Genomic DNA, 26,879 nt, shown 5'->3' on the forward strand with positions numbered 1-26,879 from the left:
AGGTGAGTAAAGGGGACAGTGGGTTGTAAACTAAGGTGTACCGTACTATTTCACTTACGCAATTTATGACTTGACTAAGTTGGAGTTGGCATTAAAGATACTTTTCAGGTACTGACTGAGGGTATCTACTTTTAAACAACTTTACTGCATCAGGGAATGCGCTTAAGCGATCCTCCATAGAGTATGGTATCCAGTTGTTGCCAAAAAGTTTAAGCCAAACATCATCAAGTGCCCATTTCATAGTCTTTGATTTCACATAAGAGCCTTCAGGGTAAATTCTTTCCTCTAATAAGTGATTGCTTAAATTCAGATTTATATCTGAATCTCTAATTTCGAAAGATATGTCATAGCTTAGAAATGGATCATTTTTAACTTCGAATTTGGTGAAGTTTAGTTTTGATTTGACTTTTTCTACAGCAAGCGCCCTATAGGTAGTTCCAGATTCGCTTTCCTTCGCATAGATAGTGCTTTCCCCTTGGTTAGGACCTTTGTTATCAAAGAGTAAACTTCTAGACTTCCACTCACCCGATAGAACTCTTGTCTTGTTCCTTTCAACGTCAAATGTAAAAATATCAGAACGGATACCTTCGGAGTACCTGTTAGCAAAGACTAATACATTCTTGCCTTTTATACCAACATCTGCGCGACCATTTATACCGGTCAAGACGACTGAAACCGACTTGTTATTCAGTAACGCATTGCACATCAATCCATATCCTGAATTAGAAGCAACGATTAAAGAACCACGGCCTTGATAGTTTAGCCATTTCTTGAAGCTGATCTCTTCGATAGATTTATCTGTTATTGAAGTAAGACCATTAAAGAAGAACCAAGCTAGCATTTCAGTTAAGATGTCCTTTCTTATTTCTTCCCCGAATGAGTAATCTTCGGCTCGGATGCCAGTCCTTGCTAAATTTAGTGGGAATAATCCGTCAGGGTCTAAAATCGAGATTAATGGATAGAGAACCAAGTTAGGGTTAACCTCTTGTAAGAGATTGTATTCAATATAATCATTGTCCTCAGGATAATCATTTTCCTCCGAAACCGCGCCGGTACCTTCACTATATTGGCGAAGCTTCATGGTTTTTTCTGCTGTCAATTTTGTGACAGGCATATCGTTTACAAATATTCCATTACAAGACAATGCTGGCGCATCATTATCTGTCCAGAATATCCTATATCCAAAGTCCATCGATTTAAGCTCTCGCCATTTTTTGTTATCAAAAAGATCAATCTTGTAAATTGACTCATGAACTATTTTTTCATTAGTGGAAGAATAGTGAAAACGTGATACGCTAGGGCTATCCATGCAGTACCAATCCCATTGCGAAGGCCTTAGATGCTTATATCTGTTATCTAATAACTTATTATGCTCTTCACTTTCAACATGAATTTTTATAGAGGTTCCAATAGCGAACTTGTCGCTACGCGTTATCTCAATAATTTCCGAATCAAGGGATGTAATAAAGTGATAGCCAAAATCATTGTTTATATGACGCGTTTCTACTTCAATCCGATGCCCAATCAGAAATGCTGCTAGTGCGCCGACACCAAACCTTCCTGACCGCAGTACCTTGGATTTCGCTGCATTGTTTTCAGATATATCATCGGTCTCAAATGAGGTTTTCCAAGCGCTGCTTTGACGGTAAGAAGCACCAGCCCGCAAAAAATACTCCCGAATTACATACTCGCTCATCCCAATCCCCCGGTCAGAGATAGTCATAATAGACCTTCCACAATCGTCTAAAGCGGAGAGCTCAATTACAACGTCTGCTTCTTGACTACGCCTCGCAATATTTGCGTATTGTGGGTTATTCTGGACGTAATGTTCATACTCTCGTACGGCGTCGACGGAATTTTGCATCAACTCACGTACACCATAGCTTGGGTCATCACCGTAAAGCGGACCAATAAGCAGCTTTAGTAATTCTGCTCTTGCTACATCAAAGCGAATACGTGCAGGTATGTAGTTAATGCCTTCCGATTTTGCGAACTCTGCGACGTCGTCGAGGTTAGATCGCACACGTCTGTAGCGCAAGCCCAGATGCCTTAAGTCTTCTTGTGAGCCATAAACTTCACCTAAGACGGCCCAGGAAGAATCTAACTCATTTTGTATCCAACTAAGCCATTCTTTAAGTCTAAGAAATACTGCTACTTTTTGTGGCATAGCTTCGACCCATAAAGCTTCTTTGTCATCTGAATTGAAAGATATATTTGTTACGGCCTGATGGCTGAGGAATTCGTTGCGCGACAGGGGGCTAACAACCTCTCTGCATTTTAAAACCATTCCAGATGCACGAGAAGCATGGATCTGCATTATATCAGCAACCCGGAGTAAAGCCATTAAATATACGGCATGTATATTTTGGTAATTGCGCCCCGTACGGTCATACTTATGAAGATAACTTACACAATCGCGTATGTTCAAATTATGGCTTCGCGCAATAAGCCCAGCAATATCTCTGTGCTCCTTTGGTAATTTATTGTTTATCTGAAAAGCTGTTCCTTTATATCCAGGTATACCAAATAATGCTACTTCATGTGCAAATCGAGCATGATTTCGTCGTATAAATTCTCCGACTAATCGGTAATCTGACTCTTTTAGATCATCCCAGTGCTCAAAAGGGTCTGTGACATGATGTTTCGGCCCACCCGTTTTAATGTTTTTGCCAAAAACATTTATGAGTTGCTGGTCATCCCAACGCCGAGCTAAAAATATAAATTCATCCCAAGTTTGTCGCCATGTTTTTGAATCAAATGGCTTAATCATGCGAATGTCGCCGCCCCTAATTAATTGTTCAAAACCTGCTTTTGACAGGTGCATGGCACAATCATGAAAAAGAACGGCTAGAACTAACGTTGCTGAGTCAGCCGGAGTGAAAAAAATCCGCGCATTCTCTGGCATCAACAAATCAACGGATTCGAGAACTTCTTCTAAATGTTTGCTACTGTGATCCGTATAGTCGGGAAAGAAAGGGGTTTTGCTTTCGCGAAACCATTCTGCAAAATCCCCCAGAGCTTCGAGAACGGCAAAGCTATGACTTGACTTGTGAAGTTGACTTTCGATAAATTGGGGCAGACTAATCTTTGACATCGAGATTGGGGAGAAATTATGTGCCTGATGGTAAGGCATAAATAAAAGAGCATGTCAAACACTATCCTTTATTTGTAATTTGTTGCGTTGTAAAACAAGTGCGCAGTAGTCCGATTATGAGAGTGCTATTTGTGTGAAAATACTACTGACATATGAAGATTGCTTTACTACCCAACGCCTTTTCATTCTGGCAATTTAGTGCAGAATTATCGATAGGTTGGCATAGTTCGTTACATAATTGTATGTAGTGGGGCTTTTGATTCAGTAGAAGTCATACACTACCTAATGTGCAACTGTAAGCCGAACTTATTGTGGAACCCCCTGGGCATTTTATTTCAACAAATAATGTCGAGTTATATATAATTAAAAATATAAAATATAGTATTTTTAATTAAAATGGGTTGATATTTAACGAATATCATTCATATGTAATGGTTAACGTACCTGCTTGTGGAGCCAGGGCCTCTGATTGCCATGCCGCACTTGATTAATGTGGGTCCGAACGATGTCAGAGCGTTCTCTTGAAGCCTTGACAGTATGTTGCTCCAGGCCCTCTTCAAAAGCGACAGGCAGGCGAAGAATACTCCGCCCCAGGCCTTCGGACGCTGTGAGACGTAACTACTGAAGCCGAAAAAGGGCACCGTTCCGTGCCCTGTCCTCGTCACCCGCTTTGCTTCTGTGTTCGGCTTTTTGCCGGTCTTGTTCTGATTGCTGGTTAGCTCGATTTCTGCGGCCTCGATTCCCGCGTTCCGACGTTCCGCTTCCCGTCTTGGCTCTGATTCCCGCTCTTTTGCCTCTGTTCTGACCAAGAATGCCTCTTTTGCTCTGAATCCGAGGCTTTTGTTCGTTCGAAGCTTTTGTTAGGCTCTAAAAGCTGCCAGAGTAGCCTCTGAGGCTATCTGGGAGTCGAGGAGGGGAGGAGTCCTCCTCTTACCTCTTTTACCCCCCTCCCCCCTCCCCCTGTCTCCTAATACCTCCGTACAAAATCGTATAACCTTACCGAAGCAACAAGGCAACATCGGAGCAAAGCTGCGGACTGGAATGCCTACAAATTTGGCTCAGCTTGGGCACAGCATGGCCCGGCTAACCGCAGGCCAGGGGCAAGGGCAGTGGACGCCACTGCGTCGCTATCGAACCCCAATTTCGCTTAATAAATGTAGGGTGGCCCTGGGCAACGTACCAAGCGGATAGCATGCACCTCATCAACAGGCATCGTCGCCGATTCCACCCATTGTAGAACAAGGGCTGCGAAGTGTACCGTCCCGAAAACGGTACGCTGTACAGCGTGTGCCAGCGGAAGTAGGCACGAACTTTTACCTTGCTAGAGAAACTCACACGCTGATGCCCAAAGCTTGTATGATTGCACTGCCTTTCGGTGAAAGGTCCTCAGCACCGGAAAAGGAGACATCCCGAAAAGGGAGCCTGCGCCAGTACCCAGCACTATTTGCAAGGCCGCGCTAATTGCTAAGTTCCTGCTATGCTTCTTCTCCAATAACCGCTGAATACCCGCCTAGCTGGTTGAAGCCTGCTCTCAGTATCTTTTTCTGCTTAACATTCACTAAGTGCTAGCAACGCCGGATTATCGGGATAGTCTTGCATCATTTCCTCCAGCAAGGTGGCGAAGGTGCCCCCGCGCCCGCCCGTACGCAGCCAGCGGGCAGCCTCCTGCCACTGTGCTCGGCCATTCTGACTTACGGCAATGTCGGCGACTCGCCCTCCGGCCCGCTCCCAGATACTGCCCGTTTGTATGCCACTTGGATAAAGCTCGCTGGCGACGGTGACAAGTTGTTTAGCTTCGGCTGGGGTCGGCAGCCGGTTGAACACCTCGCGCGAATACAACTGTCGGATGAGACCGATTGTAAATGCTGCAGCGTTGGCGCTGGCGTAAGGCTGCGAGCCGAGCGCCTCTGACTGGCCCTTGTTATTAACGAGGTCTGAAATGCCGCGCACCAGCAACGCGTGAACCTGCTGGTGCTGGCGACTGGCTTCTAAAAAGCCGAAGCCTTCCATTTCCACAGCTAGCGCGTGGTTGCAGTGCAGGTGTAAAAAATGGTGTAGTTCGGATTCCACATCACTGTCTACCTTTTCACCCGACGCGATAGTACCGGTCAGTACTTTGATTGGATTCGAAAAATGTGCTGTGGGCAACTGCGCAGCTAGAGCATTCCAGGCTGGGGAGTATGCGAAACTTGTAGCAGCCCGCTCCAAGGCGTAGGAGGAATTGCCGGCCCCCGGCCGGGCCTTAAAACCCTCGTCGGTGGCCTTACCCCGCTCGTAGCCGTACACGTCCTTCCCGATGACTAGGTCCCCGATGCCGACATCCTTCAGGCCGCCGGCCACGCCCACGAAGAAGGCATAGTGCGGCTTATAGTGGCTAAGCGCCCGGTCGGTTTCCAGTGAGGCACTCACGTTGGTTTGGTCGGTGCGGGCCAGCACCAACTTCACGTCGCCGGTTTCGGTGGCCAGGGTGCCCACGTAGTAGTCGGTGTGGGTGTCTGGATGACGCTCGATGGTTTCGCTGGCTGCCACTAGGTAAGGACGGAATAGTTGGCGCTCAGCCCCTTCTAGGGCAGACAAGATGACTACGGTACGGTTAGGCATGAGAGGAGTTCTGTTGCAGGTGTCGGAAAGTGCTGTTGTAGGGGTGGCGTTTGGTCAGTTCGTTCAGCAAGCGGGCCACGGTGGCATGCGTCTGGTGGGTCCGAAGCATGGTTAGTACATCCGCCCACTGCTCGCCGCCGTTGCGGTTGCTATGAATGGTATGGTTTTCGCCGCCGCTGTCTTCCCAGATGGCATCTTGGAACGGGCCAATGGGGTAAACCATCCGGAGTTCGGTGAGCAACATCTGCCACCAACTGTCGCTTAGCTGCTGGCGCGAGGCATACTTGGCAAAATTTAATGTGAAGTAAGCACGGAACTGGCTGAATGTGCTTAGTTGTCCGAAGCAGACGGCCAGTGCGGCTTTCCAAGGAGCGTGACTTTTGCTAAGTGTCAACAATTCCTCCGCTGCATCCGGCCACTGCCGTTGTTGCACCAGCATTCCAAGCGCGGCGGCTTCGGCTGGGGTAGGTAGCAGTGGAGAAGCCCGTAGATAGCGCAGCAAAACGGTCTCTGGGGCCTTGAACCTTGTTAAAAATGCGACGGCCCGGCCTGGTGCGATAATCGGTTTCGTTATTGCCTGCTGTAAGAAGGTAGGCTCGGAAAACCAAGCGAGCAACTCCGGCTCTAAGTCGGTAGCAGGGTCTTCAGGTTGCTCATGCGCAACCAAGGCCACTGCGGTGGCCCGTAAAAAACCAGCAGCGGCTGAGACCGGTAGTAATGGCCACAATTGCGTCCGGTCTGCAATGGCTCGCAAGTCAGCATACGTGCTGGTGCTGAGTAGCTGTAGCAAGGTTTCGTGCACGGGGCCGCCCCCCAGCAGGTACCGGAGCAGTGCCACCACCGAGGCAGCGGGCCTGTCGAGGCCAGTCCAAGGGGTGCCGGTGCGTCGGGCCACGGCGAGCCACAAGTCCTGCCAGCCTGGAACTCCGACTTCCAGCTTGCCCATCAACGCGGGCTGCTTAACGACCAACTCCGCCGCTAAGCCCAATACTCGGTCGTCGCCTAGCACTACAGCGGCCGCCACGAAATCTTTGGGCTTGGCCTGAGTAACAGCCAAGCGCAACGCCGTTAATTCGGAAGGGTCGTTGTCTAGCAGCAGGTGGCGGCGTAGCGCGTCCAGCAGCGTAGTTAATTGTAACAGACTGGCAAGGTGCAAGCGCAGCCACTGGCGCTCTTGAGCCAAGGCCAACGTGTTATTCCAGGCAGCATCAGGCCAAGTTGCTGGCAGCGCTGCCAACAACTTGGCCTCGGTGGTGGCGGTGGTCGGAATTAGCTGCACGTAGTCGGCTACAGTGGCGGCGGGTTGTTCCAGCAGACCCAGCGCCAAGCTGCTAGCCGGCGCTTCCCCGGCTGCGAATAATTCTAGCACGGCTTCCCGTAGACTGCGCCGCCACCAGCGGCGAGCAGGCTGCTCGGGCCAAGCTATCAGTGTGTCCAGCACCGCTGTGGAGTCGGCGGCTAAAACCAGCAGCCTTTGGCCCACAGCATTCCCAATGGTCTGCAGGGTTTCGTCAGGTAGCTGCTCCTGCTGCACTGAACCCAGACGTTTTATTTCTTCTGATTCGCTGAGGGCAATGAGCGATAGGAGGCGCTCAAGTGTGCGAGCGGCAAGCACAGGGCGGCTAGGCTGGTACCAGTGCAGAACGATAGCCAGAGCCAACACCTGCTGCAAAGTGGCTGCTGCTAGGTTGGCGGCGGTACCGGCCACGCGTTGCAGAGTATCCAACTGGTGCGGCAGTGGCGGTGTGCCCAGCGCCTGCACGAGGGAAGCGAGGTGGGGAGCACGAGCCACGTCGCCGGCCAGGTACGCCTCGGCCTCGCTCAAGGCCGTGTGCGCATCTGACGACTCGACTACAAAAAAGTCCGGCCGCCAGCGAGGCAGCAGCGTTTCGGGCACAGCTACTAATTGCCGGGGGTTGCCCGGCTCTCGCAGTTGATTGGGCATGAAGCCCAAGTTGAAGCTTAGCTGGTGGCGCTCGTCGGCCGGCAGCACCTGCCATAGCAGCGCCGCAGCATCTTCAAAGTCAGCCTGACCCGCCCAAACAATGGTGCCCTCACGCGTAGGCCGCACTAAATCCTTCAGCAGGTAGCCTAGGCGGGGCGTGAGCGGCAGGGGCGAGGGAGTCAATTCTGGCAATTCCAGCGGGGCCAGGGGCTGCTCTTTAGTGAGCTGCGTTGGAAACTGAATAAGTAGTTGCCGAAGGTCGCGCAACGCAGGCAGGTACTGCTGCTCGATGAGCAGCGCATGCGAGAAAACTCGCCCGCCCCTCACGTCGGGCGAGGTGTCCGGATAGGTTTTAAAGAGCAGGTAGTATGTTTCCCAGGGCCGACCCCGCAGGGCGGGCTGCCATCTCAGGTGGCTCGGTGCGTTCTCCCCTAGGTCGGTGGAGTTACCCATACGCCGTACCAGCCGGGTATCCGGGTGCGTCGTGCGCAGCAACTCGTAGCCTTGGCCGTGCTGCTGGTCCTGGCCGAAGAGGGCTTGGTGGATGAGAATGTGCAAGGTGACGGGGTTGCAAGATTAGTCAAACAGCCGCGACAGGTCATGCACGGGCGCTCCCCCGGCTGGTAGCACCACATAGGCGTGCTCGGCCGGGTTGGAATCCAGATACTTGTCCTGATTTGCCTCCGTGTCGAGTCGGAAGCCCTGAGCCGACAAGCCCCATACTTGCAGGGCCGTCGGGGCCCAGTTACTGCGGGCGTAGTGAAGCAGCATCGGGTAGCGGCGGGCTAGTACCATTTCCGGTTGGTCGGTTGTATGCAGCTCGTCCCACAGTGTCAGCACCAGCTTTAGGCGGGGTTGCTCGATAAGCTGCTGCTGCCCAATTGCACGTGCGGCTAGCAGCATTTGCAGCAACTCCACTAATTCCACGGCTTCATTGGTGGCTACCGGCTCAGCAGGGGCTGCCGGTGTAGCGGCCGGTTCTACCTCAGCGGCGGCTTTGGTGAGCACGTCGTGGGGTTCCTCGTGGTCGTGCAGCCGAATGAAGACAAGCCAAGAATTGCTTTTTCGGCACATTTCCACCCACTGCGGCCCTAGGTGGCGGTCGCGAATAATGGCTTTCACCTGTTCGCCACCGTAATCCGGAAATTCCAGTTCAAGCGGCTCGCCGTCCAGCGTCAAACTCAACTGGAGCACTTTATTCTGCTCTGCTGGGGTGCTTTTGATGGACTTGCCTTCGGCCAGCAGCCGGCGCGCCTCGTCGATGGCCAGCAGATTTTCGGGCGTTTGCCGCAGGTGCATCCGTCCGCGCTTGCGCAGCAGTACGCTGTAGAGCTGGGCTAGGAACGTGGTTTTGGAAGTGCCAGGCTTGCCGATAAGCAGCACACTGTTTTCTGCCTGTTTCATCGGCCGCGGTAGCGTAAAAAGTGGTCTTGCCTAACGGGATTAACCGCTAAGCCGGGCAGCGTGGGCCGGTAGGTTTCCACGGCCGAAAGGGCGGCATCCAGTAGGCGCAGGTTGGCCAACTGCTGAGGGTCGGGCTGGGCTTCTAGTTCCTTGCTGATGGCGAAGTGCGGCACTTCGCCGAACAACTGCGCCAATTGCTCTTCTAGGTTTTGCTTTACGCCGGGCCGTATTTGCTCCAGCAAGTCGGCTTTGGACCATGCTACTAGCACCGGCCGGCCGTTCAAGTTGGTGACTAGTCGGCTGGCCAAATCTATCAGGCTGGTGGACGCTCCCCCACGGCGCTTCACTAGAGCCTCGCAGTCGATGAAAAATAGGAATGCATCGGCATAGCGGTGTATCCAGCGCACGTTGGCAGCGTTGGAATCCGCTTCATTAGCGGCCCACTGGGTGAACACCTCGCCCGATGCATCCGGGAAGAGGATGTCGCGCAACTGCCCGTCAGCCCGGCGTAACGCCCAGTGCAGGAGGCTGTAGTAGGTGGGGTCGCTGGGGGTGGGTGACTGGTCGATGGCCTGCCCCCGGTGAAAGCGCAACGCGACCGCCAACGCCTCCCAACCCAGCAGTGTTAGCGAACCGGCGAACGTGTACTGCGCCAGCCCATGCCCCCGCAGCAACAGGCTGTGCAGCATCCCCAGGAAAGAGGATTTCCCAGCGTCCACTTCCCCAACCGTGGCAATCAGGAGCGGGTTAGCCCGCCGGCTCACCAACTCGATTTCCTCGCGTCGCAGGGCCATGCCCGACCACTCCACGTCTCGGCCATCAGCGGGCTGGCTTCGCTTGGCCTGGATTGCGCTCGGGCCGGCTGCTTTCGAGGCAGCCGCTCGCGCTTTCTTACCCACCGTCGGGTTGGAGTCAGCCGCACCGGGCACCCAGTTCTCGCAAGCGGCTGGGCTTGACTTATTCTGAAAGCACGCGCCCGTATCGGCTGCCGCGCACTGCTCATTGGTACACCGTCCGCGCTGCATAAAGTGTTTATTTGGCCGCTGCTAGCTTGAGAGCCTGTAATTCGCGGAACAGCCAGACGGTCAATTCCTGCCGTGAAATAGTGTCAGTCAGCCGCAGTCCTGTGGTGCTTTCAAAGTCCGCCACGGCCAGCTTGCCATTGACCACGCCGCGCACGAAAGCCAGCAGCGTCAAGCGGCCTGCCTCGGGGAGTGAAGCCAAGGGAAGCAGGGGCTGAAGCGTTGCGGAGGCTGCCTCCTGAGACAATAGCCATTCCTCGAAGTGGCGCGGCTCTTCCGTCCCCGAGGTAGCAGCCCCCAGCGTTTCACGCAGGAAATATTCTACGCTGATAGGGTATATCGGAGGCAACAGCGCCTGCGTGTCGCTGGCCAGCGCCAACTCTACCACACCGGCAGGTAGCTGCCGGTAGCTGGTATCTTGGCTGGTAGAGTATAGCGTTTCTTTCAACCACAGCAATTGTCCTCGCAGGTTGTTTGAAGCCGCTTGCTGGCTCATGGCCGCGCTGATTTCGCGCAAGTAGTTAGTTACTTGATTAGAAAATTCCTCCAGCTGCTTGGAGCCGGCCGTTTGAGCAAGGGCTTTGTTAGTGGATTCTACAAGCGTATCCGCAATAACTTTTACGGCACCCCCGGCAATTGTGCTAAAAGATGTAACCCACTCTTCATCCGGGTTGATATTTACTGTCCCATCATAGCTGAAGTTCCTCTGGAAAAAGGTCGTTTTGTTGCCTCCTTCAATACCTTTACCCATTGCTGCCGCCAATTTATTGACAGCATATTCTGGATTTATCGATACAACAGTCGGTCGGTCTGCTGCAGCAATCTTGGGTACTGGCAGAGTGACTTGTTTGGTAGGTGTAATGCCCCAAATGCGCCAGCTGGCTTGCTCAAATTGGTTTCCCACCTCGCCAAGCAAACGGCTTAGTAGTTCCGCCTCGCGCTCCACAGGCGTGGTGTAGGGGAAATAGTTACTTGCCGTCAGCCAGACGATGCCTGCGTAAGTGCTATCCCCATCCTTAGTTAGGGCTTGCAGGGCGGTCAGCAGCACTGCTCTCACGTAAGGAATCGGCCGGTCGCGACACTTGCTCGGAAAGGCTTTCCATTTGCTAGTTATCACCTCCTGCACCTCAGCCACCAGTGGGTCGGTTGCGCTGATTGACGGGTCAAAGGCTACCTGAACAGCAGTGGGCAGCCGCATCTTTTTAGTGCGCAGCCGCTTTTCCAACTCTTGGGCTGCCTTGGATAATAGGTCGAACTCTTCGTTCTGGTCTATTGTGATAAGGTGCTCAGTCAAGAAGTCCTGAAGAATGGATTGAGCCATAAACGTCGGCAGTGAGATGAAGCGTAAAGATAATATGAATCAGCCCAGCTTAATCAGTGGACTACCCTACACAAGCCACTGGTTGTGCGCTTGAAGGTGCTGGAAAGGGAAAGCCGTCGCGTGCGCGTTTTTCCACTGCGGCTTTACTGTACCGCGTACCGTTTGACGTACGGTACGCGGTACATATATATGCTAAGGGGTAGACTGTTTTGAACTTAACCAGTTTTGCACCGTCGTTTTAGGAACACTTAGGCGGCTGGCAATTAGCCGGATGCTCAATCCTTGTGCTTTTAATCGGTGTGCTTCTACCTCTTGCTCAGCCCGCAGATATTTGCGGGAAGGCACCTGCTGTCGGTCAGCATGCTGCAACATATGTTGATAAATGCGTAGGGCATGCTGCCGGAAGATGTCGGCAATGCTCAACGCAGATGCGAAGTCCTCATCGCTGCAGACGAGGTTGGATGAGAATTCCCCGTTCTCAAAGCTGCGGAGCAGCGTCAGCAGCATGCAGAGGCGGAAGCAGGCTCGACCATGACGCTTAACTGCACTGCCGGAGCCCTCGCCAAAGTCAGCAATGCCCATGCGTAGCCACTCCACCCACTTGGCATTAAAGCGGCTTTCCTGTTCGGAGGTGAGCTTCATCCGAATGCTAGTTGCGGCGGCTTGCATAATCAGGGTGGATACCTGCGCCGATAATGTATTCATGATGTCGTCCAGCGCCTCGCCCCCATCGGCAAACGGGTCGTCCCATTCGTGAGGCGCATGGAAACTGTAAAACCAAAAGCGGCTGAACAAGCCGTTTTCCGCCGACGGTATCAACCGGTTGACCTGCTCCGGCGTTCCGCTCAACACCACAGATAGGGATGGGCGGCTCAGTTCGTAAGTGCCAGCGGTTTTGCGGTCGTACAGGTGTGGCTCGTGTTCCGACGCTTTGCGCAACAAGGCTGAGTAATCGCCAAAATCTTGCTTCAATGTGCCGCTTAGCGTATCCGCTTCGGTTTCAAACAGGATGCCGTGTTCCTCATTTTCGGCCAAGGTTTTAATCAGGTTGGCGGCCCCGTTGTCGGCGGCGATGAATAACCGCCGGCGCGGCGGTTGTTCGGGCTTAGCGGGCAGCGGGTCGCCCCGTTTGGCAGCCCGTTTGGCTCGTTCGTATGTCTCCAATTCCTCTTCATATTCCTGCCAAGCTCGGTTGCTGGCTTCACGCAAGGTTAAATGGTGCGGCCACGCCAGCAAACGGGCCCAATCCAGCGCACCCTTACCGCTCGCAGCCGGGGCCACTATAAAAGCGTACACGTTGGCCCCGATGACCTTGCCCCGATACAGCCCCGTCAATGTGGGGAAGCACCCCGACAGCACTGTCAGCATTCCCACCAGCATTACATCACGCTCTCGGTCCGTGCGAAATGGGGTACAGCCTTTTTGCAACAGCATGGGAAGTTGAGGGAAAAGGCCATCGGGTAGGCATGGCGTGGGGCCATCTTCATGCGGTTCATCGTTGGAAGGAGTATCGTCGGGGCGAAGGCCAACCTCTTGGCAAATGTGCACGAACGTACCCACCGTGATAGCGCCACTGCCTTTTTGCATCGATAAGCTGAATTGGCGGTCGCATTCTGCCTCGTTGTACTTCGGGCTCATCCGGCTGACGCGGTGAAAGTATTGCCGCCCTTCTTCACCTAGGCTCGCTAACGCTAAGCCGATGCGGTACCAGCAGTCGTAATCGTCGGGGAAGTCAGTCGATGCTTCCACGGCACGTATCCACGTTTCCAAGCGTGTTGCCTCGTTATTAGTCGGAGGCAAGGAGGAAAATGGATTTCCGCAGGCTTCAAACAAGTCGCTTAGGTCCTGCGGGAATGGGATGTGCAACAGATAGTCCGGGTTCAAATAGGCGTCGGGGTCGTGGCAGAGCAAGCACCCCCGGCTAATGTCGCTGGCGCCTAGGTCCAGCTGTTTGAACCAGCGTGGACAGGTAGCCCGCAAATGCGCAACGATGGCGTCAAAGCTGCATTTATGGTCAAAACGAATGTCGACTGCGACAACCGCCTTTAACCCGTCACCGCTGGGACTAATAAAAAGCAGCATTACACTGGGCCCAAGGACGGGGTCACGCAACAGGTGACGACGTAACCCACGCAGGTTACGCACATGGTCGAAGTCGAGTACAAGCAAGCCCGAACGAGTGAGCAGGTTAGCGGCGGCACGCTTACTGAACTCACCTGCTACCGTAACATTATCTAGGGCCAGTTTGATTTGCTTCCGCTGGGGGGTATCCGCAACAAGCGCTCGAATGTCAGCGGTTGCTTTGGCGTATTGGTCGGATACGAGCCGCTTGTGCATTTGCCGCAATGTCAAAGACTTGTCTGGTATTACCTTGCGGACCCCGCAGGTAAATAGGCTGAACTTTGCTGGCGCTGCTGGCGCAGTCGATTCGGAGGAAGTGGCGGCACATTTCATGACCGTGCGTCCTTTCCTTTAGCTGCGCCACCCGTATTTGTGCCGTTCAGTTCCTTGCGCTTTTCCTCCAACTCTTGGTTGAGTTGGTCCATCGACGCACGGCGGGAAGCCTCTACAAATGCATCAAGGTCGGATTTTCGATAGAGAACAATCTTTCCCGGTTTGTAGCAAGGTAACCGGCGCTGTGCCGTGTACTGGCGAATTGACGAAGGCGGCGTGTTGCCTAAATAAATGCTCGCCTGCGTCGTGTTGTAGTAGTGGTCTGCTGGGTTTTGGGGAGGAGGTGTCTTGTCCTGCATTATTTTGCTGCCCCCAGGGATTGTTGATGAGTTGGTTTTGCTGGGAGCGATGCAAAGGTTCAGGGCTGGTATTGCGGCTCTTTTCGAAAATAAAATCCGCAAAAATTGGCAATTGCTAGGTGATAAAAGGCATTGTTTCTAAGTGGTTTAGCACAATCTTAGCGTGATAAATAGATTGATAACCATCCCCTCTTAAGGCATTACTGATAGTCTTTTCGGACACTTTTGCTTTGAATGATGACTTCAGCGCTTTGTAAATCGAAGAGGCTGGGCCGACTAAAAGTTGTTTCTTATGCAGCGCAAGGACAAGCCCACCCCATTCGCCCGCTTTTGCATAAGGGTTTGCTATCGTGCCTTCCGAATCGTGTTCCTCGACAAGCCTTAAATTCGAAAGCAATTCTAACAGTGAAGCCAGGGTGAGGGGGAGTCTTATTAAATCATCTAGTTTGCCTTGGAATTTGGGGCCTGCTTTGACTACACGTTCAAAAGCAAAGACATCTTTCAACCGTTCCTTCCTTCCTTTAGCGTCGGGCTCACCAAGCATGGGAGGCCACATTAGAATTGTGGTACGCTTGGCTTCCAACCAATGACGCGCCTGCCTCACTGTTTGTGGAATGGGCGAGGGGCCTTCCTCCTCAAGGTTGGAGATAATTTCCTTCAAATAATCCCAATCCGGTTTTTCAAGCTGGTGAGCATATTTGTTTTCCATGAAGTCCTTCACGTCAACGGGGTGCAACGGCTCCTCATCGTTTGAAGAACTGATTAACTTTTGATGAAGTGCTGCTGGAAAGCTAGGGTGATGAAGCAGGTCGATAATTCCTATCAATGGTTTGTCAGGAGTATGCGGGTCGTAATCCTCGTAGGATTCATGGAAGTGGCGCTTAGCCCACAATCTTCGCCAATTCGTATATCGTGCACGGTTAGCATCGTATGAAGCTTCGTTATACTCATAATTGGGCTCGTTATAAGCAGTGTCGTCATAATCGGGAAGCCCTACTATGTTTGCTGGCATATCGCTGACGGATTTAAGGATTTACGATTGAAGTTAGGTCTAATAAAAGAAAAGCACTGCCCATGAGGGCAGTGCTTTTGCTTATAGGCTGTGGATGCAAAAGCTTACCCCCAATACGCCGCCATTTTGTCAATAGCTTCTTCTTTCTGACGTGATATGACTCTGGCATATCGGAGAGTCATCCCCAGGCTTTTATGGCCCATCAGCTTGCTTGTAGTGTTGATGTCCACCCCGGCACTCTGCAACCCGGTGCCAAAGGTGTGGCGCGAGGAGTGATACGTAAAATGAAAGCCTGCTTGCTTGCGCCACAGTCGGATGTAGCGCTTGATTGCTGTACGCCGCTTCATGACAAATACTAAATCATCGGCTCTAGGACTGCGTTCACATTCGCTTTTGATGCTGTTTACAATGGCCAATGCTTGAGGGCTCAATGGCACCCGCACAATTTCGTCCGTTTTAAGTTGCTCCTTAACCAACACGAACTGGGCCAACCCTTCGGCGTTTTTGCCATTGGGCTTCAATTCTACCCAAGTCAGTGACTCAACGTCCGAAAGGCGTAGGCCGGTGTAGCAGGAAAATAAGAAAGGCCTGACCAGCCAATTTGGAATCCCATCACGCTGCACCTGCAACTGCTGCACTTGCTCTTTAGTGAGGTACCTGGGGTCCGATTCTTTGACGCGCACCTTGGTTACATTCTTGCCGGGGTTAAACGGCATCACTTTGTGTTTTACGGCATGGTTCAGGCACACGCTGATGATGCCCACATACTTGCGCACCGTTATGTTTTGCATTTGCTCTTGACCTTGTAAATAGTCTTGGAAGCCGCTAATCCATTCTTCCGTGACGTTGCCAAAGGTTAGTTGGCCCCGGGTGTAGGCGCGCAGGTGTTTCAGGACGTTTGCCCAGTTGTGATGGCGCGTCGCGGCCATCTTTTCGAAGTAGTCGAAAAAGGATGCGCGTTTGTCAAAAGCCTGGGGCAGGTCGTGGTCTTGATTAATGAGGCGCTTTTGTGCCTCCAGGCGCAGTAACTCGGCTTGTCGGTAAGACTCATCATAAGCGTTGCGCCGTAGGGGGTCGCGGCTTTTCTGGTCTTTGGGGTCAACGTAAATTTTAAGCGTCTGTTTGCGCCGTTGCCCGTTTACCGTGTAATCCAAAATCAGCGAGGCTTTGCCATCGCTCAATACTTTTTTACGAATGTGAACAAGTGCCATTTTTACTGGGGTTTGAAGGTGAGTGTCAAGGCTAAGTACATCTGCTTGTGATTGCCTCGCGCCTAATTATGCTAAGCAAATGCTTATATTACAAGAGGTTGTTATCTTGAATATTTGGCTCTTTAGCAGATGTGGTGCAGCAGTTCAATTGCTTTTGTCGAGCCGTCATTAATCAGTTGCCTTCACTTAACGGCCCTTCCCAACGCAAAGTCACGGGGTACGACTGGGGTACAAACCAGCCATTATCAACCGGTAACAACCAGCAGTTACCGAGCTGATATTTTTTCTTAGTGGACAATAAAAAACCGCAGCGGAATATCCTCCGATGCGGTTTTTGTGCTGAATAGTGTTGGTTATTGCTGGTTAATGTTACCAGTTATAAGTGTCCTTTTATGAGTAGTCCGCTTCCCCTGGGGGCGGGCCTTTTTAATTGGTTTAAGCCTGAAATTCTACGGTTGAGGTTGTAGGAGCTTGCCCGGAAATTTAGCTTTGGAGCCTACTTCACCGTTCAGGCTCCATGCACCACCTCGTTTACTCCAGCACTGCCAACATTAGCCTCACCGAAAGCGAATTGCAGCGGCAACTGGGCCACTGGCGCGCCACCAACGCCAGCCTCAACGTCACCGGCTTGCTGCTCTATAGCACCGAGGGCAATATTATTCAGGTGTTGGAGGGCGATGCCACCCAAGTGCATCAGATTTACGCCGTAATTGCCGCCGATATCCGGCACCGCAACGTGGTGAAGCTGGCCGATGGCCCCGTGCCCGGCCGAGCGTTTGCCGATTGGTCGATGCAGTTTCGCAGCGTGGAGCCGGCCGATTTCTCGCGCCTCGCGCCCCAGCCCGATGCCACGCCCGAGCACATCCGCAACCTCGTGCCGCTGCTCGAAGCATTCATGGCCGAGGAGCCGCTGGCGTAGGCACCCGGGAGCCCTGCTGCCGAGTTTGAAATTCAACCTGTGCAACGGGGACCCCCGCCGGGCTACTTCACCACTTCCACCTTCATGGTGATGTCCTTCACCGGCCACTTATCGGACTCCACGGGCTCGTTGGAAATCCTGTCGACCACGTCCTGGCCTTCGATGACTTCGCCAAACACCGTGTACTGCCCATCGAGCGAGGGCACGCCGCCCATAGTGGCGTAGGCCTTGATTTGCTCCGGGGTGAGCTTGCGGCCGGCCATGGCCTGCGATTGGTTGGGGGCCAGCTTTTCGCCCACCACAAAGTAAAAATCGGTGTTGGAAGACAGGCGGCCGGGATTCTGCTCGTCGTCGTAGCGGGCCATGCCCAGTGCGCCTTTGTGATGAAAATGTCCGGGCCGGATTTCGGGCGGCAGGCGGTAGCGCTTCAGCCGGATGGTGCGGGCGTTGTAGGTCTGGCCGCCCTGCACGGCAAAGTTTTTCACCACGCGGTTGAACATCGTTTCGTCGAACACGCCCTTGCGGGCCAGCAGCAGGAAATTGGCTTTGTGGATGGGCGTGTCGTCGTACAGCCGCACCCGAATGTTGCCCAGGCGCGTCTTCACCAATACCTCGGAGCCGGGGTATTGCTTGCCGTAGGCGAGCAGCGCGGCCGGCGCGGCGCTGTCGGTGAGGGTGGCCAGGTCGGGGCCGGGCACCACGGGCTTGGTGGCAGCCGGTGCGGTGGCCGGCGGGGCCTGGTTGCAGGCAGCCAGCAAGCCCAGGCCGAGCAGCAGCCGGACAGCAGAAGAAACGGATATAAGCATAGCAGTAGGCCGAAAAGTAGGCCAAGGTAAGACGGCAAGCCGGGCCCGCCGGTTGGGCGCAGGCCAAAAAAAGCCCGCGCTGTAGGGCGCGGGCTTTTTCAGCTTAGCTAGCACCCAAGTTGGGCTACCAGCCCGGGTTGCTGACTTTCTGCTTGGTTTTTTCGCTGCCTTCTTTGGTTTTGGTTTTCACTTTCACCTTTTCCACGGGCGCGGCGGGGGTGGCCGTTGCGGGTGTCGGGGCAGTGGGAGCGGGCGTAGCTTCGGCTTCGGCGGGCGGCTCGGCCATGTCTTTGGCCGATTTGATTTCGTCCACGGTTTCGACCTTTTTCGCCTTTTGCTGGGCCAGCAGGAGCTGGTCCTGGGCCAGGGTGTTCTTTTTCCAGGCCGTGAGCTCGGTACTGAGCTTCTCCTTTTCCTCTTTGGTGGGCTTGTTGGGCGTCATCATGCCGCCGAGGTCGGGCTTGCCCGCATCCTGCCAGGCCGAGAGCCAGAGCGACGACACCAGGTTGGGCGCGCCCTTCAGGCGGTAGTCGACCATGCCACCCACGGCCTTCTCGTACTCGGCCGCGAAGGCGTCGGAGTAGCGGCGCGAGGTCTTGCCGTACTTATGCGAGAAGGTGAAGCGCACGTCGGGCTTCATCACCTTCTCAATCTTGCTGGCCCGGTCAAAGGTTTCGCCCAGGAAGCCGTAGCTCTGCGCCAGCGTGGTCCAGATGGCGGCCAGCGGGTCTTTCACGTACTTGGCGGGCTCGCCGTCCAGCTTGTAGTCGTTGATGTATTTCTCGGGCAGCTGGCTTTCCCAGAGGCTGTGCAGGCCCTTCTGGTCGGTGAGCTGGCCGTCGTAGTTGATGGTGGTGTGCAGCGGCACGAAGGCATCGCCCACGTAGTGGCTCAGCTCGGCCGAATACTTCACGATGTTCATCGTGTCGCGCTGGCGGAAGGCCTCGGTCAGGTTGTCCTTCATCTCCATAATCACCCACGGCACGGTGCCGTACTTCTTGAGTGTATCGGCCGAGAACTTGGCCACGGCCGCATCGTACTGGCGCGGCATCTTTCCGAAGGGGTCGTTTTCGGAATAATGGTCCATGTCGATGTAGTGCTTGGGCGCCTCGGTGGGGTCGTCGTTGCGGCGCTCGTCGGGGGCGGTGCTCAGGCGCACTACCTCGGCCATGTGGCGGAAATAGAAGGCCTGCATGGTGGCCGGTAGCTCGTACACGGCCAGCTGGGTGATGGTGCGGTGGCCGAAGAACCCCCAGCCGCTCGCGGTGCCGTGGGCCAGAATGAGGGCCGCAAGCAGCAGCGGCAACAACGTTTTTTTCATGATTGCAGGAATGATTACGGGGCCAGGGATAGTTCCCCTGGCCAAAGTTCGGCACTGGCCGCCACATTCAGAAACCTCGGCCCTGGGGTGCGCCAGCGGGGTAGGAGCAGGCCGTACCTTCGTGGCTCAACTAGCCGATATGAAACGCACGCGTCGCTTATTAATTGGAGTACTGAGTTTGCTGGCGGGGCCAGTGGCCGCCCAGGTGTTCACCATTCCGCCCGGGGCCTACCGCACGGGCGCGGCCTACCACCGCAAGCAGCCCCAGCCCGCCGGCCTCGATGCCTTTTACCCCGACAAGCGTGGGCAGCTGGTGGTAGTGGTGCCGCGCGGCTCCAAAACTGCCAAGCTACGCGTGGCCCCCGACAGCGTGTGGGGCTATGTCTCGGGCAAGGGCCGCACATCGCGCTTGTTTCGGAACGAAGAATACCGGCTCGAATACGCCGACACGTTGTGCGTGTATACACAGAACTCCACCACCGTAAACGCCGCCCTGGGCGGTAACAACGGCGCAGGCACGCGCTATTTCTTCAGCCGGGGCCTCACCGGGCTCATTTTTCCCCTCACCACGCGCTACATCCGCGAAGCCTACGAAGCGAGTAACCCGGAGTTCATTGCCGCTGTCGGCAAGCTGGGCCTCGGCCAGAGCTTAGTGGATTTCGACCGCAAAACCGGCTTGTTCCGCGTCACCACGCTGTACCGCGAATCGGCGACGCACTAGCACTAGTGCTTGCTGGCCGGTATCGTTTTGGCGGCGGCTTTGCTGCTGGGTACAGCAGGCGCGGCCAAGGCGGCCACCTGCCGCCGGCCCAGCAAGTCGCCAATTTTTTCGTAGACGAAATTGGCGGCCAGGTCGCGCAGCTTATCGGCCGAGCCCTCCAGTCGCGTGCGGTATTCGTGGGCGTGGCCATCCACCAGAATGGTTACGAAAATGGTGCCCATGGGCTTGTCGGGTGTTTCCGAAGCACCGGGGCCGCACAGGCCGGTCACGGCCGCGCACACATCGGCGGGCAGGCGCTGGTACAGGCCCAGGGCCATTTCGTTGGTAGTTTGCTGGCTTTCGGCCGAGTAGGTGGTTAGGGTGGTTTTTTTCACCCCCAGCAGGCGCTGCTTGGCTTCAGGATGGTAGGTGACGACGGAGCCGAGCAGCACTTCGCTCACGCCAGTAGCCGAAGCCAGCTGCGCGGCTACCAGCCCGCAGGTGCAGCTTTCGGCCAGGGCCAGGGTGATTTTTTGCTGCAAAAACTGCTCGACCAACGCATTCAAATCAGGGGTTTTCATAGGGGAGGGGCACGGGATAAGTCTCCCGCATACGCCGCCGCCCGCTGGCCAGGTTGCGGTCGAGCTTACCTTACCCTCCCGTCGAAAGCTGCTTAAGCACCGCTGTACTAGGGCGTCAGGGCTCTATTCCTGGCGGTAGGCCACGCCGGCTTTCATCACGAACTTGGGCCGCATGAGGGCCGAAATGTCCTGCAACGGGTCGCCGTCCAGCGCCACAATGTCGGCCAGCTTGCCAGCTTCGATGGCTCCTAAGTCGGTGGTTTCGCCCAGCAACTCGGCGGCGTTGAGAGTGGCCGTGCGGATGGCGTCAAGTGGGCTCATGCCGGCCTCGGTCATGTAGCCGAACTCCCGGGCGTTCTGGCCGTGGCGGTATACGCCCGCATCGGTGCCAAACGCCACCCGCACGCCGCCCTTGATGGCGCGGGCGAAGGTGCCCTGCATCTTGGTGCCCACGTTCAGGGCCTTGGCGGCGATGACGGGCGGGAAGTAGCCCGGGTGGGTGCGCGTGGTATCGGCCACCGACTTGCCGGCGATGAGCGTGGGCACGTACCAGGTCCGGCTTTTGGCCATGAGCCGGATGGCCTCGTCGTCCATCAGCGAGCCGTGGTCGACGCTGGTGACGCCGGCCCGCACCGCCCGCTTAATGCCTTCGGCACCGTGGGCGTGGCAGGCCACACGCATGCCCAGGTCCTTCGCCGTTTCCACCACGGCGCGGATTTCTTCTTCGGTGTATTGCGCGCCGGTGCCGTCCTTGCTCAGGTCGAGCACGCCGCCGGTGCTGGCAATTTTGATGAGGTCGGCCCCGCGCTTAAACTGCTCGCGCACGGCCTGGCGGCACTGGTCGGGGCCGTTGGCGAGGTAGATGGGGTGGCCGGCTTTGGTGAGCTGGTCTTCGTTGAGGCCGTCGGTTTCGTCCATGTGGCCGCCGGTGGCCGAGATGGCCGTGCCCGCCGAAAAGATGCGCGGGCCGGGCACCAGCCCCTGGGCCACGGCATTGCGCAGGCTGGTGTTCACGCCCGAGCCGCCGCAGTCGCGCACGGTGGTGAAGCCGGCCCGCAGCGTGGTGAGGGCGTGGCCCTGGGCGCGGTAGGCTATATCGGCGGGGTTGAGGGTAAATTGCTCGCGGAAATTATTGCGGCTCGACTCGGATTCGAGGTGGACGTGGCAGTCGATGAGGCCGGGCAGTACGGTGCGGCTTTCGAGGTTGATGACCTTGTCCTGGGGGCCGCTGGCGGCGGTGTAGCCGCTTTGCACGGCCGTAATCCGGTCGCGTTCAACCACAATCGTTTGCTGGGCCAGGAGCTTGCCGCTGCGCACATCGAGCAGGTGGCCGCAGTGCAGGTAGGTTTTCTGGGCGAAGGCGGCCGGGGCGGCCAGCAAAAACACGGCTGTGGCCAGAGCAGGAATAGATTTGCGCGTCATACGTTTGTGTGAATAAGCCGCCAAGGTACAACGGCGTGTTCCGGTTAAACCCATAGAATTTCTCCCTTTTAGTATGACCACGCAAGAAGAATTCGACGCCGCCAGCCAGCGCGCGCAACAGCTGCCCAGCAAGCCCTCCAACATGATTCTGCTCCAGCTTTACGCCCTCTACAAGCAAGCCACCGAAGGCGACGTAACCGGCGACCGCCCCGGCGGCTTCGACTTCAAAGCCATTGCCAAGTTCGATGCCTGGAACAGCCTGAAAGGCACCAGCAAGGATGCCGCCCGCCAACAGTACGTAGAGCTGGTAAGCGAGCTGGCGGGGTAAGCCACTGAGTGACTGAGTAGCGGGGTGACCGGGTGAAAAAAACCTCAATCACGTCGTTACTCAGTCACTCAATCACTCAGTGTATTGTGGACATTTCCCGCAAAAAGCCGCCGTACCCCATTACGCAGGCCCTGCGTCAGTACCTGCGCGCCTACGACCGCGAAACCCAGCTGCCCGTGACCTACGCCGATTTGCGGCAGTTCACGGGCTCGTTTCCGCTGCTGGACCGGTCGGGGAAGGACACGCTCTGGCAAACCATATTCTTCGAGCCGCAGACTTTGCGCGAGCTGGGCCAGGGCCTTACGGAAGTATATGCGCTGCTGAAAACGGCCGGCGATTTGTCCTTCTCCGAGCACCTCGTGGCCGACCGCATCGACTACTGCGAGTTTGGCAACTCGCGCCCGTTTCGGGTGCGCATCGTGAACCAGCTCAACGACAACTACGACTACTTCTACGTGAAGCAGGCCGACGCCTCGCGCCTGTATGGCCTGGAGCTGGAGCACCTGCTTTCGCCCAACTCGATGAACTTCCTGGTGAGCGGCGACACGCTGATTGAGGAGCACATCGTGGGTATTCCGGGCGATGATTTTATCCGACAGCACCTGAGTTTGCCCCACCTCAACCAAGTGCGGCTGGCCAAGGAGTTTGTGAAGTTTAACGAGCGGTGCTTCGTGCGGCTGCTGGGCGATATGCGGGCGTATAACTATGTCATCGCCGTGACGCCCGACTTCGAGAACGAGCAGTACCGCGTGAAGGCCATCGACTTCGACCAACAGAGCTACGAGGGCCGCCGCAGCATGTACCTGCCCCAGTTTTTCAAGGACAACGCCGCCGTGGTGGCCATGTGCGCCCGCCACCTCAAGCCCGAGGCCATCCGGCAGTACCAGACCGAGGAGCGCGCCCTGATGGCCCGCCGCGCCCGCGCCGAGCGCCACCGCCTGCGCGACCTGCTGGAAGCCATGCGCCGCCACGAACTGGCCCCGCCCGAAAAAGTAGCCCAGCTCAAGGCCGAACTCAACCGCTACCACCACACCGAGGCCTTCGAACAGTGCGACTCGATGGGCGATGTGGTGCGCCAGAACCTGTGGCTGATGCTGGGAGCCAGCGTGCGGCCGGGCGCGGGGTAAGGGAGTTTATTTACAGTAAGTGAAATAAACAGCTACCGATGAATCTGCCTCCTTACCCCATTTTCCCCGTGCTAATTTCGGGCGCCGTTTTGCTGCGCCAGGTTATGCCAGCGGACAGCAGCAGCCTGCTCGAAATCTCTTTCTACGACGCCCGGCTGGCCCAAACTGCGCAGGAAGCGGCCGAAATGCAGGAAAAAATAAAGGCGGACTACCAGCGGGGTTCCTCCATTCATTGGGCCATTGTCAGCAACGCTACCAATGAAGTAGTGGGCACGCTGGGCTTTTATCGGGGCTTTACGGACGGTGTCGGGGAACTGGGCTGCGTGCTGAAGCCCGCCTTCCGGGGCCGGGGTCTGATGGCCGAAGCCATGAAGCTGGCCATTGAATTTGGCCGGCGCGAAATGAAGCTGGCGCACATCACCGCCATCACGACCCGGCAAAACGGCCCGGCCATCCGGCTGCTCGAAAAGCTAGGCTTCCACAGAACCAGCAGCCTCACTAGTGAGGATTTAAGCTACTGCCTGAAATACTAGTGTCAGCTATTCACGGACGGTGCAGTGCTGCCCCATGTGGTAGTGTATCTTTCCGTTCATATTAATCCCTTTCCATTACCGATGAAGAAAAATCTACTACACCCGCTGCTTTCGCTGCTCCTGTTACTGAACCTGTGCGGCCCGGCCCGCGCCGCCACCCCGCCGCCCGCCCCCGGCCGCTCCCTAGCCGAAGCCCTGAATCCCGATGGCACTTTGAAAGCGGGCCTGAATGGCTCGTTTGATGCCCACGCCTTTCGGATGGGCACCGCGCCGGATGGGCGGCCGGTGTTCCGGCCGGCGGGCGTGGCCGGGTCCGGCGATGAACGGTGGCAGGACGGGTTTGGACTGCCGAATGGGGCCTCTGACGTAGTGCGCGCCGTGGTGCAGTCAGGAACCGATATTTACATCGGGGGTGACTTTAAAGCCGTTGGCAATGTACCGGCCCGTGGCGTGGCCAAGTGGAACGGCACGGCTTGGAGCAGCCTGGGTACAGGCACGGCCAATGGGACAGGCGGCGCTTATACGCTGGCGGTAGCCCCCAACGGGGACGTGTACGTGGGCGGGACTTTCACCCAGGGCGGTGGGGTAGGGGCCCGGGGCGTGGCCCGTTGGAACGGCACGGCCTGGAGCACCCTGGACACCGGCATCAGCAACGGGGCATACGTCGGGGGCGTCTATGCGCTGGCGGTGGCCAGCAACGGGGATGTGTATGCGGGCGGAGCCTTTACGCAGGCTGGCGGGGCCGTGGCCAACAATGTGGCCAAGTGGAACGGCACGGCCTGGAGCAGCCTGGGCACGGGCACGGGCACGGCCAACGGCGTGAGCAGTGACGTTTATGCGCTGGCAGTGGCCGGCAACGGGGATGTGTATGCGGGCGGAGCCTTTACGCAGGCTGGCGGGGCTACCGCCAACCGCGTGGCCAAGTGGAACGGCACGGCCTGGAGCAGCCTGGGCACGGGCACGGGCACGGCCAACGGCGTGAGCAGTGACGTTTATGCGCTGGCAGTGGCCGGCAACGGGGATGTGTATGTGGGCGGACGCTTCACACAGGCCGGCGGGGCTACCGCCAACCGCGTGGCCAAGTGGAACGGCACGGCCTGGAGCAGCCTGGGCACGGGCCCGGCCAATGGGGTAGGCGATGATGTTAATGCGCTGGCGGTAGCCGGCAACGGCGATGTATACGTGGGCGGACGCTTCACACAGGCCGGCGGGGCTACCGCCAACCGTGTGGCCAAGTGGAACGGCACGGCCTGGAGCAGCCTGGGCACGGGCCCGGCCAATGGGGTAGGCGATGATGTTAATGCGTTGGCGGTAGCCACCAACGGCGATGTGCATACGGGTGGAGATTTTATACAGGCCGGCGGGGCTACCGCCAACCGGATAGCCCGCTGGAACGGCACGGCTTGGAACAGCCTGGACACGGGCACGGCCAATGGGGTAGGCGGTTTTGTTTTCGCCTTGGCGGTGGCCGGCAACGGGGACGTGTACGTGGGCGGAACCTTCCTGCAGGCCGGTGGGGTCGCCGCCAACCGCGTGGCCCGTTGGAACGGCGCGGCTTGGAGCAGCTTGGGTACGGGCACGGCCAACGGGGTAAATTCCGATGTTTTTACGCTGGCGATAGGCAGCAACGGCGACGTGTACGTGGGCGGAAGCTTCACGCAGGCCGGTGGGGCCACCGCCAACGGAATAGCCCACTGGAACGGCACGGCTTGGAACAGCCTGGGCACGGGCACGGCCAATGGGGTGGGCGGTGGCGTTTATGCGCTGGCGATAGGCAGCAACGGGGACGTGTACGTGGGCGGAGGCTTCACGCAGGCCGGCGGGGTCGCCGCCAACCGCGTGGCCCGTTGGAACGGCACAGCTTGGAGCAGCCTGGGCACGGGCACCGCCAATGGCATAAGTGGCGGCTTGGTTTTTGCGCTGGCGGTGGCCGGCAACGGGGACGTATACGTGGGTGGGACCTTCACGCAGGCCGGCGGGGCTACCGCCAACCGCGTGGCCCGGTGGAACGGCACGGCTTGGAGCAGCCTGGGCACGGGTGCGGCCAACGGCGTGAGCGGTGATGTTAATGCGCTGGTGGTGGCTGGCAACGGCAACGTATACATAGGCGGGGACTTCACGCGGGCCGGTGGGGTGGCGGCCAACTACGTAGCCCGGTGGAACGGCACGGCCTGGAGCACCTTGGGCACCGGCACCGCCAATGGGGTGAGTTACTCCGTCCTGGCGCTGACCGTGGCCAGCAATGGGGACTTGTACGTAGGTGGGTATTTCACGCAGGCCGGCGGAGCTGTAGCCAATGCTGTGGCCCGCTGGAACGGCACGGCCTGGAATGGTTTGGGCACGGGTACTGATTTTTATGTGATTGTATTAGCCGTTGGGCCTACCGACAAGCTCTACGCCGGTGGGACTTTCGCCACTACCGGCGACGGCGGCAAGGTCATGGCCCACTTCGGCATCTACGACTCCAATGCTGTGTTAGCCACCAAAGCATCCGCTGCCACACCCGCCGCGCAACTCTTCCCCAACCCGGCCCACGGCACGGCCACGCTGCGCCTGCCTGCCTGCATTCCCCGCCAGCCCCTGACCCTGACCGATGCGCTGGGCCGCACGGTACGCCGCTACCCCGCCCCGGCCGCTTCGGATGTTGAACTGGACCTGCGCGGCCTGCCTGCCGGTGTGTACTCGGTACGTTGCGGCCAGCTCTCCCAGCGCCTGGTGGTGGAGTAGGGGCAAGACATTCCTTTCGTACATCATTTGATTCCTTTCCAAATTTTATTCC

20 protein-coding genes are annotated in these 26,879 nt (G+C 56.5%); 6 read left to right on the top strand and 14 right to left on the bottom strand.

What is annotated here, in order from left to right:
• Positions 1-91: 91 nt before the first annotated feature.
• From ACYU7Q_RS15275 to ACYU7Q_RS15320, 10 genes are all read right to left on the bottom strand, one after another.
• Positions 92-3,094, bottom strand: coding sequence for an HD domain-containing protein (locus ACYU7Q_RS15275; protein WP_460610307.1), 3,003 nt, complete (start codon positions 3,092-3,094; stop codon positions 92-94).
• A 1,548-nt stretch (positions 3,095-4,642) separates the two neighbouring features.
• Positions 4,643-5,695 (bottom strand): phosphorylase family protein, encoded by a 1,053-nt coding sequence (locus tag ACYU7Q_RS15280; protein WP_460610308.1) that lies wholly within the window; start codon positions 5,693-5,695, stop codon positions 4,643-4,645.
• Positions 5,688-8,198 carry a GAP1-N1 domain-containing protein gene (locus ACYU7Q_RS15285; protein WP_460610309.1) on the bottom strand — a complete coding sequence of 837 codons (2,511 nt, stop codon included), beginning with the start codon at positions 8,196-8,198 and terminating at the stop codon, positions 5,688-5,690. Before ACYU7Q_RS15285 ends, ACYU7Q_RS15280 begins: the two co-directional genes overlap by 8 nt.
• An 18-nt stretch (positions 8,199-8,216) precedes the next feature.
• Positions 8,217-9,044 carry a TRAFAC clade GTPase domain-containing protein gene (locus tag ACYU7Q_RS15290; protein ID WP_460610310.1) on the bottom strand — a complete coding sequence of 276 codons (828 nt, stop codon included), beginning with the start codon at positions 9,042-9,044 and terminating at the stop codon, positions 8,217-8,219.
• On the bottom strand, positions 9,041-9,838 hold the full coding sequence (locus tag ACYU7Q_RS15295) for a TRAFAC clade GTPase domain-containing protein (RefSeq protein ID WP_460610311.1): 798 nt from the start codon (positions 9,836-9,838) through the stop codon (positions 9,041-9,043). Before ACYU7Q_RS15295 ends, ACYU7Q_RS15290 begins: the two co-directional genes overlap by 4 nt.
• A 238-nt stretch (positions 9,839-10,076) precedes the next feature.
• Complete coding sequence (locus ACYU7Q_RS15300) at positions 10,077-11,387, bottom strand: GTPase-associated system all-helical protein GASH (protein ID WP_460610312.1); 1,311 nt, start codon at positions 11,385-11,387, stop codon at positions 10,077-10,079.
• A gap of 192 nt (positions 11,388-11,579) precedes the next feature.
• Positions 11,580-13,724, bottom strand: coding sequence for a DUF3987 domain-containing protein (locus ACYU7Q_RS15305; RefSeq protein ID WP_460610313.1), 2,145 nt, complete (start codon positions 13,722-13,724; stop codon positions 11,580-11,582).
• Between the two features lie 113 nt (positions 13,725-13,837).
• Entirely contained in the window at positions 13,838-14,242 is a 405-nt protein-coding gene (locus ACYU7Q_RS15310) for a helix-turn-helix domain-containing protein (RefSeq protein ID WP_460610314.1), read from the bottom strand.
• A 13-nt stretch (positions 14,243-14,255) separates the two neighbouring features.
• Complete coding sequence (locus ACYU7Q_RS15315; protein ID WP_460610315.1) at positions 14,256-15,152, bottom strand: hypothetical protein; 897 nt, start codon at positions 15,150-15,152, stop codon at positions 14,256-14,258.
• 104 nt (positions 15,153-15,256) lie between these two features.
• Positions 15,257-16,363, bottom strand: a complete 1,107-nt coding sequence (locus tag ACYU7Q_RS15320) for a tyrosine-type recombinase/integrase (protein WP_460610316.1) — start codon at positions 16,361-16,363, stop codon at positions 15,257-15,259.
• A 517-nt stretch (positions 16,364-16,880) separates the two neighbouring features.
• Between ACYU7Q_RS15320 and ACYU7Q_RS15325 the strand changes: the two genes are divergently transcribed.
• The gene (locus ACYU7Q_RS15325; RefSeq protein ID WP_460610317.1) at positions 16,881-17,282 is read left to right on the top strand and encodes a BLUF domain-containing protein; all 402 of its coding nucleotides are present in this window, start codon (positions 16,881-16,883) and stop codon (positions 17,280-17,282) included.
• 62 nt (positions 17,283-17,344) lie between these two features.
• Here ACYU7Q_RS15325 and ACYU7Q_RS15330 read toward each other — a convergent pair whose 3' ends face one another.
• Positions 17,345-18,088 carry a peptidylprolyl isomerase gene (locus ACYU7Q_RS15330; RefSeq protein ID WP_460610318.1) on the bottom strand — a complete coding sequence of 248 codons (744 nt, stop codon included), beginning with the start codon at positions 18,086-18,088 and terminating at the stop codon, positions 17,345-17,347.
• A gap of 124 nt (positions 18,089-18,212) precedes the next feature.
• A complete protein-coding gene (locus ACYU7Q_RS15335) occupies positions 18,213-19,409 on the bottom strand; it encodes a zinc dependent phospholipase C family protein (protein WP_460610319.1) in 1,197 nt (398 codons plus the stop codon).
• A 139-nt stretch (positions 19,410-19,548) separates the two neighbouring features.
• On the opposite strand from ACYU7Q_RS15335, the gene ACYU7Q_RS15340 reads away from it, so the two are divergent.
• Positions 19,549-20,130, top strand: a complete 582-nt coding sequence (locus tag ACYU7Q_RS15340) for a hypothetical protein (protein ID WP_460610320.1) — start codon at positions 19,549-19,551, stop codon at positions 20,128-20,130.
• Between the two features lie 2 nt (positions 20,131-20,132).
• Here the strand turns inward: ACYU7Q_RS15340 and ACYU7Q_RS15345 are convergent, their stop codons facing one another.
• Positions 20,133-20,690, bottom strand: coding sequence for a CinA family protein (locus ACYU7Q_RS15345; protein ID WP_460610321.1), 558 nt, complete (start codon positions 20,688-20,690; stop codon positions 20,133-20,135).
• A gap of 123 nt (positions 20,691-20,813) precedes the next feature.
• Positions 20,814-22,112: a metal-dependent hydrolase family protein gene (locus ACYU7Q_RS15350; RefSeq protein ID WP_460610322.1), complete on the bottom strand. Its 1,299-nt coding sequence runs from the start codon at positions 22,110-22,112 to the stop codon at positions 20,814-20,816.
• A gap of 73 nt (positions 22,113-22,185) precedes the next feature.
• On the opposite strand from ACYU7Q_RS15350, the gene ACYU7Q_RS15355 reads away from it, so the two are divergent.
• The 4 genes from ACYU7Q_RS15355 to ACYU7Q_RS15370 all read left to right on the top strand — a co-directional run bounded on the left by ACYU7Q_RS15355 (position 22,186) and on the right by ACYU7Q_RS15370 (position 26,827).
• Positions 22,186-22,440: an acyl-CoA-binding protein gene (locus ACYU7Q_RS15355; RefSeq protein WP_460610323.1), complete on the top strand. Its 255-nt coding sequence runs from the start codon at positions 22,186-22,188 to the stop codon at positions 22,438-22,440.
• 86 nt (positions 22,441-22,526) lie between these two features.
• Positions 22,527-23,567: a hypothetical protein gene (locus ACYU7Q_RS15360; RefSeq protein ID WP_460610324.1), complete on the top strand. Its 1,041-nt coding sequence runs from the start codon at positions 22,527-22,529 to the stop codon at positions 23,565-23,567.
• Positions 23,568-23,605: 38 nt separating this feature from the next.
• A complete protein-coding gene (locus tag ACYU7Q_RS15365; RefSeq protein ID WP_460610325.1) occupies positions 23,606-24,100 on the top strand; it encodes a GNAT family N-acetyltransferase in 495 nt (164 codons plus the stop codon).
• A gap of 81 nt (positions 24,101-24,181) precedes the next feature.
• Positions 24,182-26,827, top strand: coding sequence for a hypothetical protein (locus ACYU7Q_RS15370; protein WP_460610326.1), 2,646 nt, complete (start codon positions 24,182-24,184; stop codon positions 26,825-26,827).
• Positions 26,828-26,879: the final 52 nt, after the last annotated feature.

This window comes from Hymenobacter terrigena (genome assembly GCF_054776515.1).

What these genes read in the sequence shown, in the direction of transcription:
- ACYU7Q_RS15275 (WP_460610307.1), bottom strand. Translation starts at nt 3,094, where the DNA reads ATGTCAAAGATTAGTCTGCCCCAATTTATCGAAAGTCAACTTCACAAG.
- ACYU7Q_RS15280 (WP_460610308.1), bottom strand. Translation starts at nt 5,695, where the DNA reads ATGCCTAACCGTACCGTAGTCATCTTGTCTGCCCTAGAAGGGGCTGAG.
- ACYU7Q_RS15290 (WP_460610310.1), bottom strand. Translation starts at nt 9,044, where the DNA reads ATGAAACAGGCAGAAAACAGTGTGCTGCTTATCGGCAAGCCTGGCACT.
- ACYU7Q_RS15295 (WP_460610311.1), bottom strand. Translation starts at nt 9,838, where the DNA reads ATGGCCCTGCGACGCGAGGAAATCGAGTTGGTGAGCCGGCGGGCTAAC.
- ACYU7Q_RS15300 (WP_460610312.1), bottom strand. Translation starts at nt 11,387, where the DNA reads ATGGCTCAATCCATTCTTCAGGACTTCTTGACTGAGCACCTTATCACA.
- ACYU7Q_RS15305 (WP_460610313.1), bottom strand. Translation starts at nt 13,724, where the DNA reads ATGCACAAGCGGCTCGTATCCGACCAATACGCCAAAGCAACCGCTGAC.
- ACYU7Q_RS15315 (WP_460610315.1), bottom strand. Translation starts at nt 15,152, where the DNA reads ATGCCAGCAAACATAGTAGGGCTTCCCGATTATGACGACACTGCTTAT.
- ACYU7Q_RS15320 (WP_460610316.1), bottom strand. Translation starts at nt 16,363, where the DNA reads ATGGCACTTGTTCACATTCGTAAAAAAGTATTGAGCGATGGCAAAGCC.
- ACYU7Q_RS15325 (WP_460610317.1), top strand. Translation starts at nt 16,881, where the DNA reads ATGCACCACCTCGTTTACTCCAGCACTGCCAACATTAGCCTCACCGAA.
- ACYU7Q_RS15330 (WP_460610318.1), bottom strand. Translation starts at nt 18,088, where the DNA reads ATGCTTATATCCGTTTCTTCTGCTGTCCGGCTGCTGCTCGGCCTGGGC.
- ACYU7Q_RS15335 (WP_460610319.1), bottom strand. Translation starts at nt 19,409, where the DNA reads ATGAAAAAAACGTTGTTGCCGCTGCTGCTTGCGGCCCTCATTCTGGCC.
- ACYU7Q_RS15340 (WP_460610320.1), top strand. Translation starts at nt 19,549, where the DNA reads ATGAAACGCACGCGTCGCTTATTAATTGGAGTACTGAGTTTGCTGGCG.
- ACYU7Q_RS15345 (WP_460610321.1), bottom strand. Translation starts at nt 20,690, where the DNA reads ATGAAAACCCCTGATTTGAATGCGTTGGTCGAGCAGTTTTTGCAGCAA.
- ACYU7Q_RS15350 (WP_460610322.1), bottom strand. Translation starts at nt 22,112, where the DNA reads ATGACGCGCAAATCTATTCCTGCTCTGGCCACAGCCGTGTTTTTGCTG.
- ACYU7Q_RS15355 (WP_460610323.1), top strand. Translation starts at nt 22,186, where the DNA reads ATGACCACGCAAGAAGAATTCGACGCCGCCAGCCAGCGCGCGCAACAG.
- ACYU7Q_RS15365 (WP_460610325.1), top strand. Translation starts at nt 23,606, where the DNA reads ATGAATCTGCCTCCTTACCCCATTTTCCCCGTGCTAATTTCGGGCGCC.
- ACYU7Q_RS15370 (WP_460610326.1), top strand. Translation starts at nt 24,182, where the DNA reads ATGAAGAAAAATCTACTACACCCGCTGCTTTCGCTGCTCCTGTTACTG.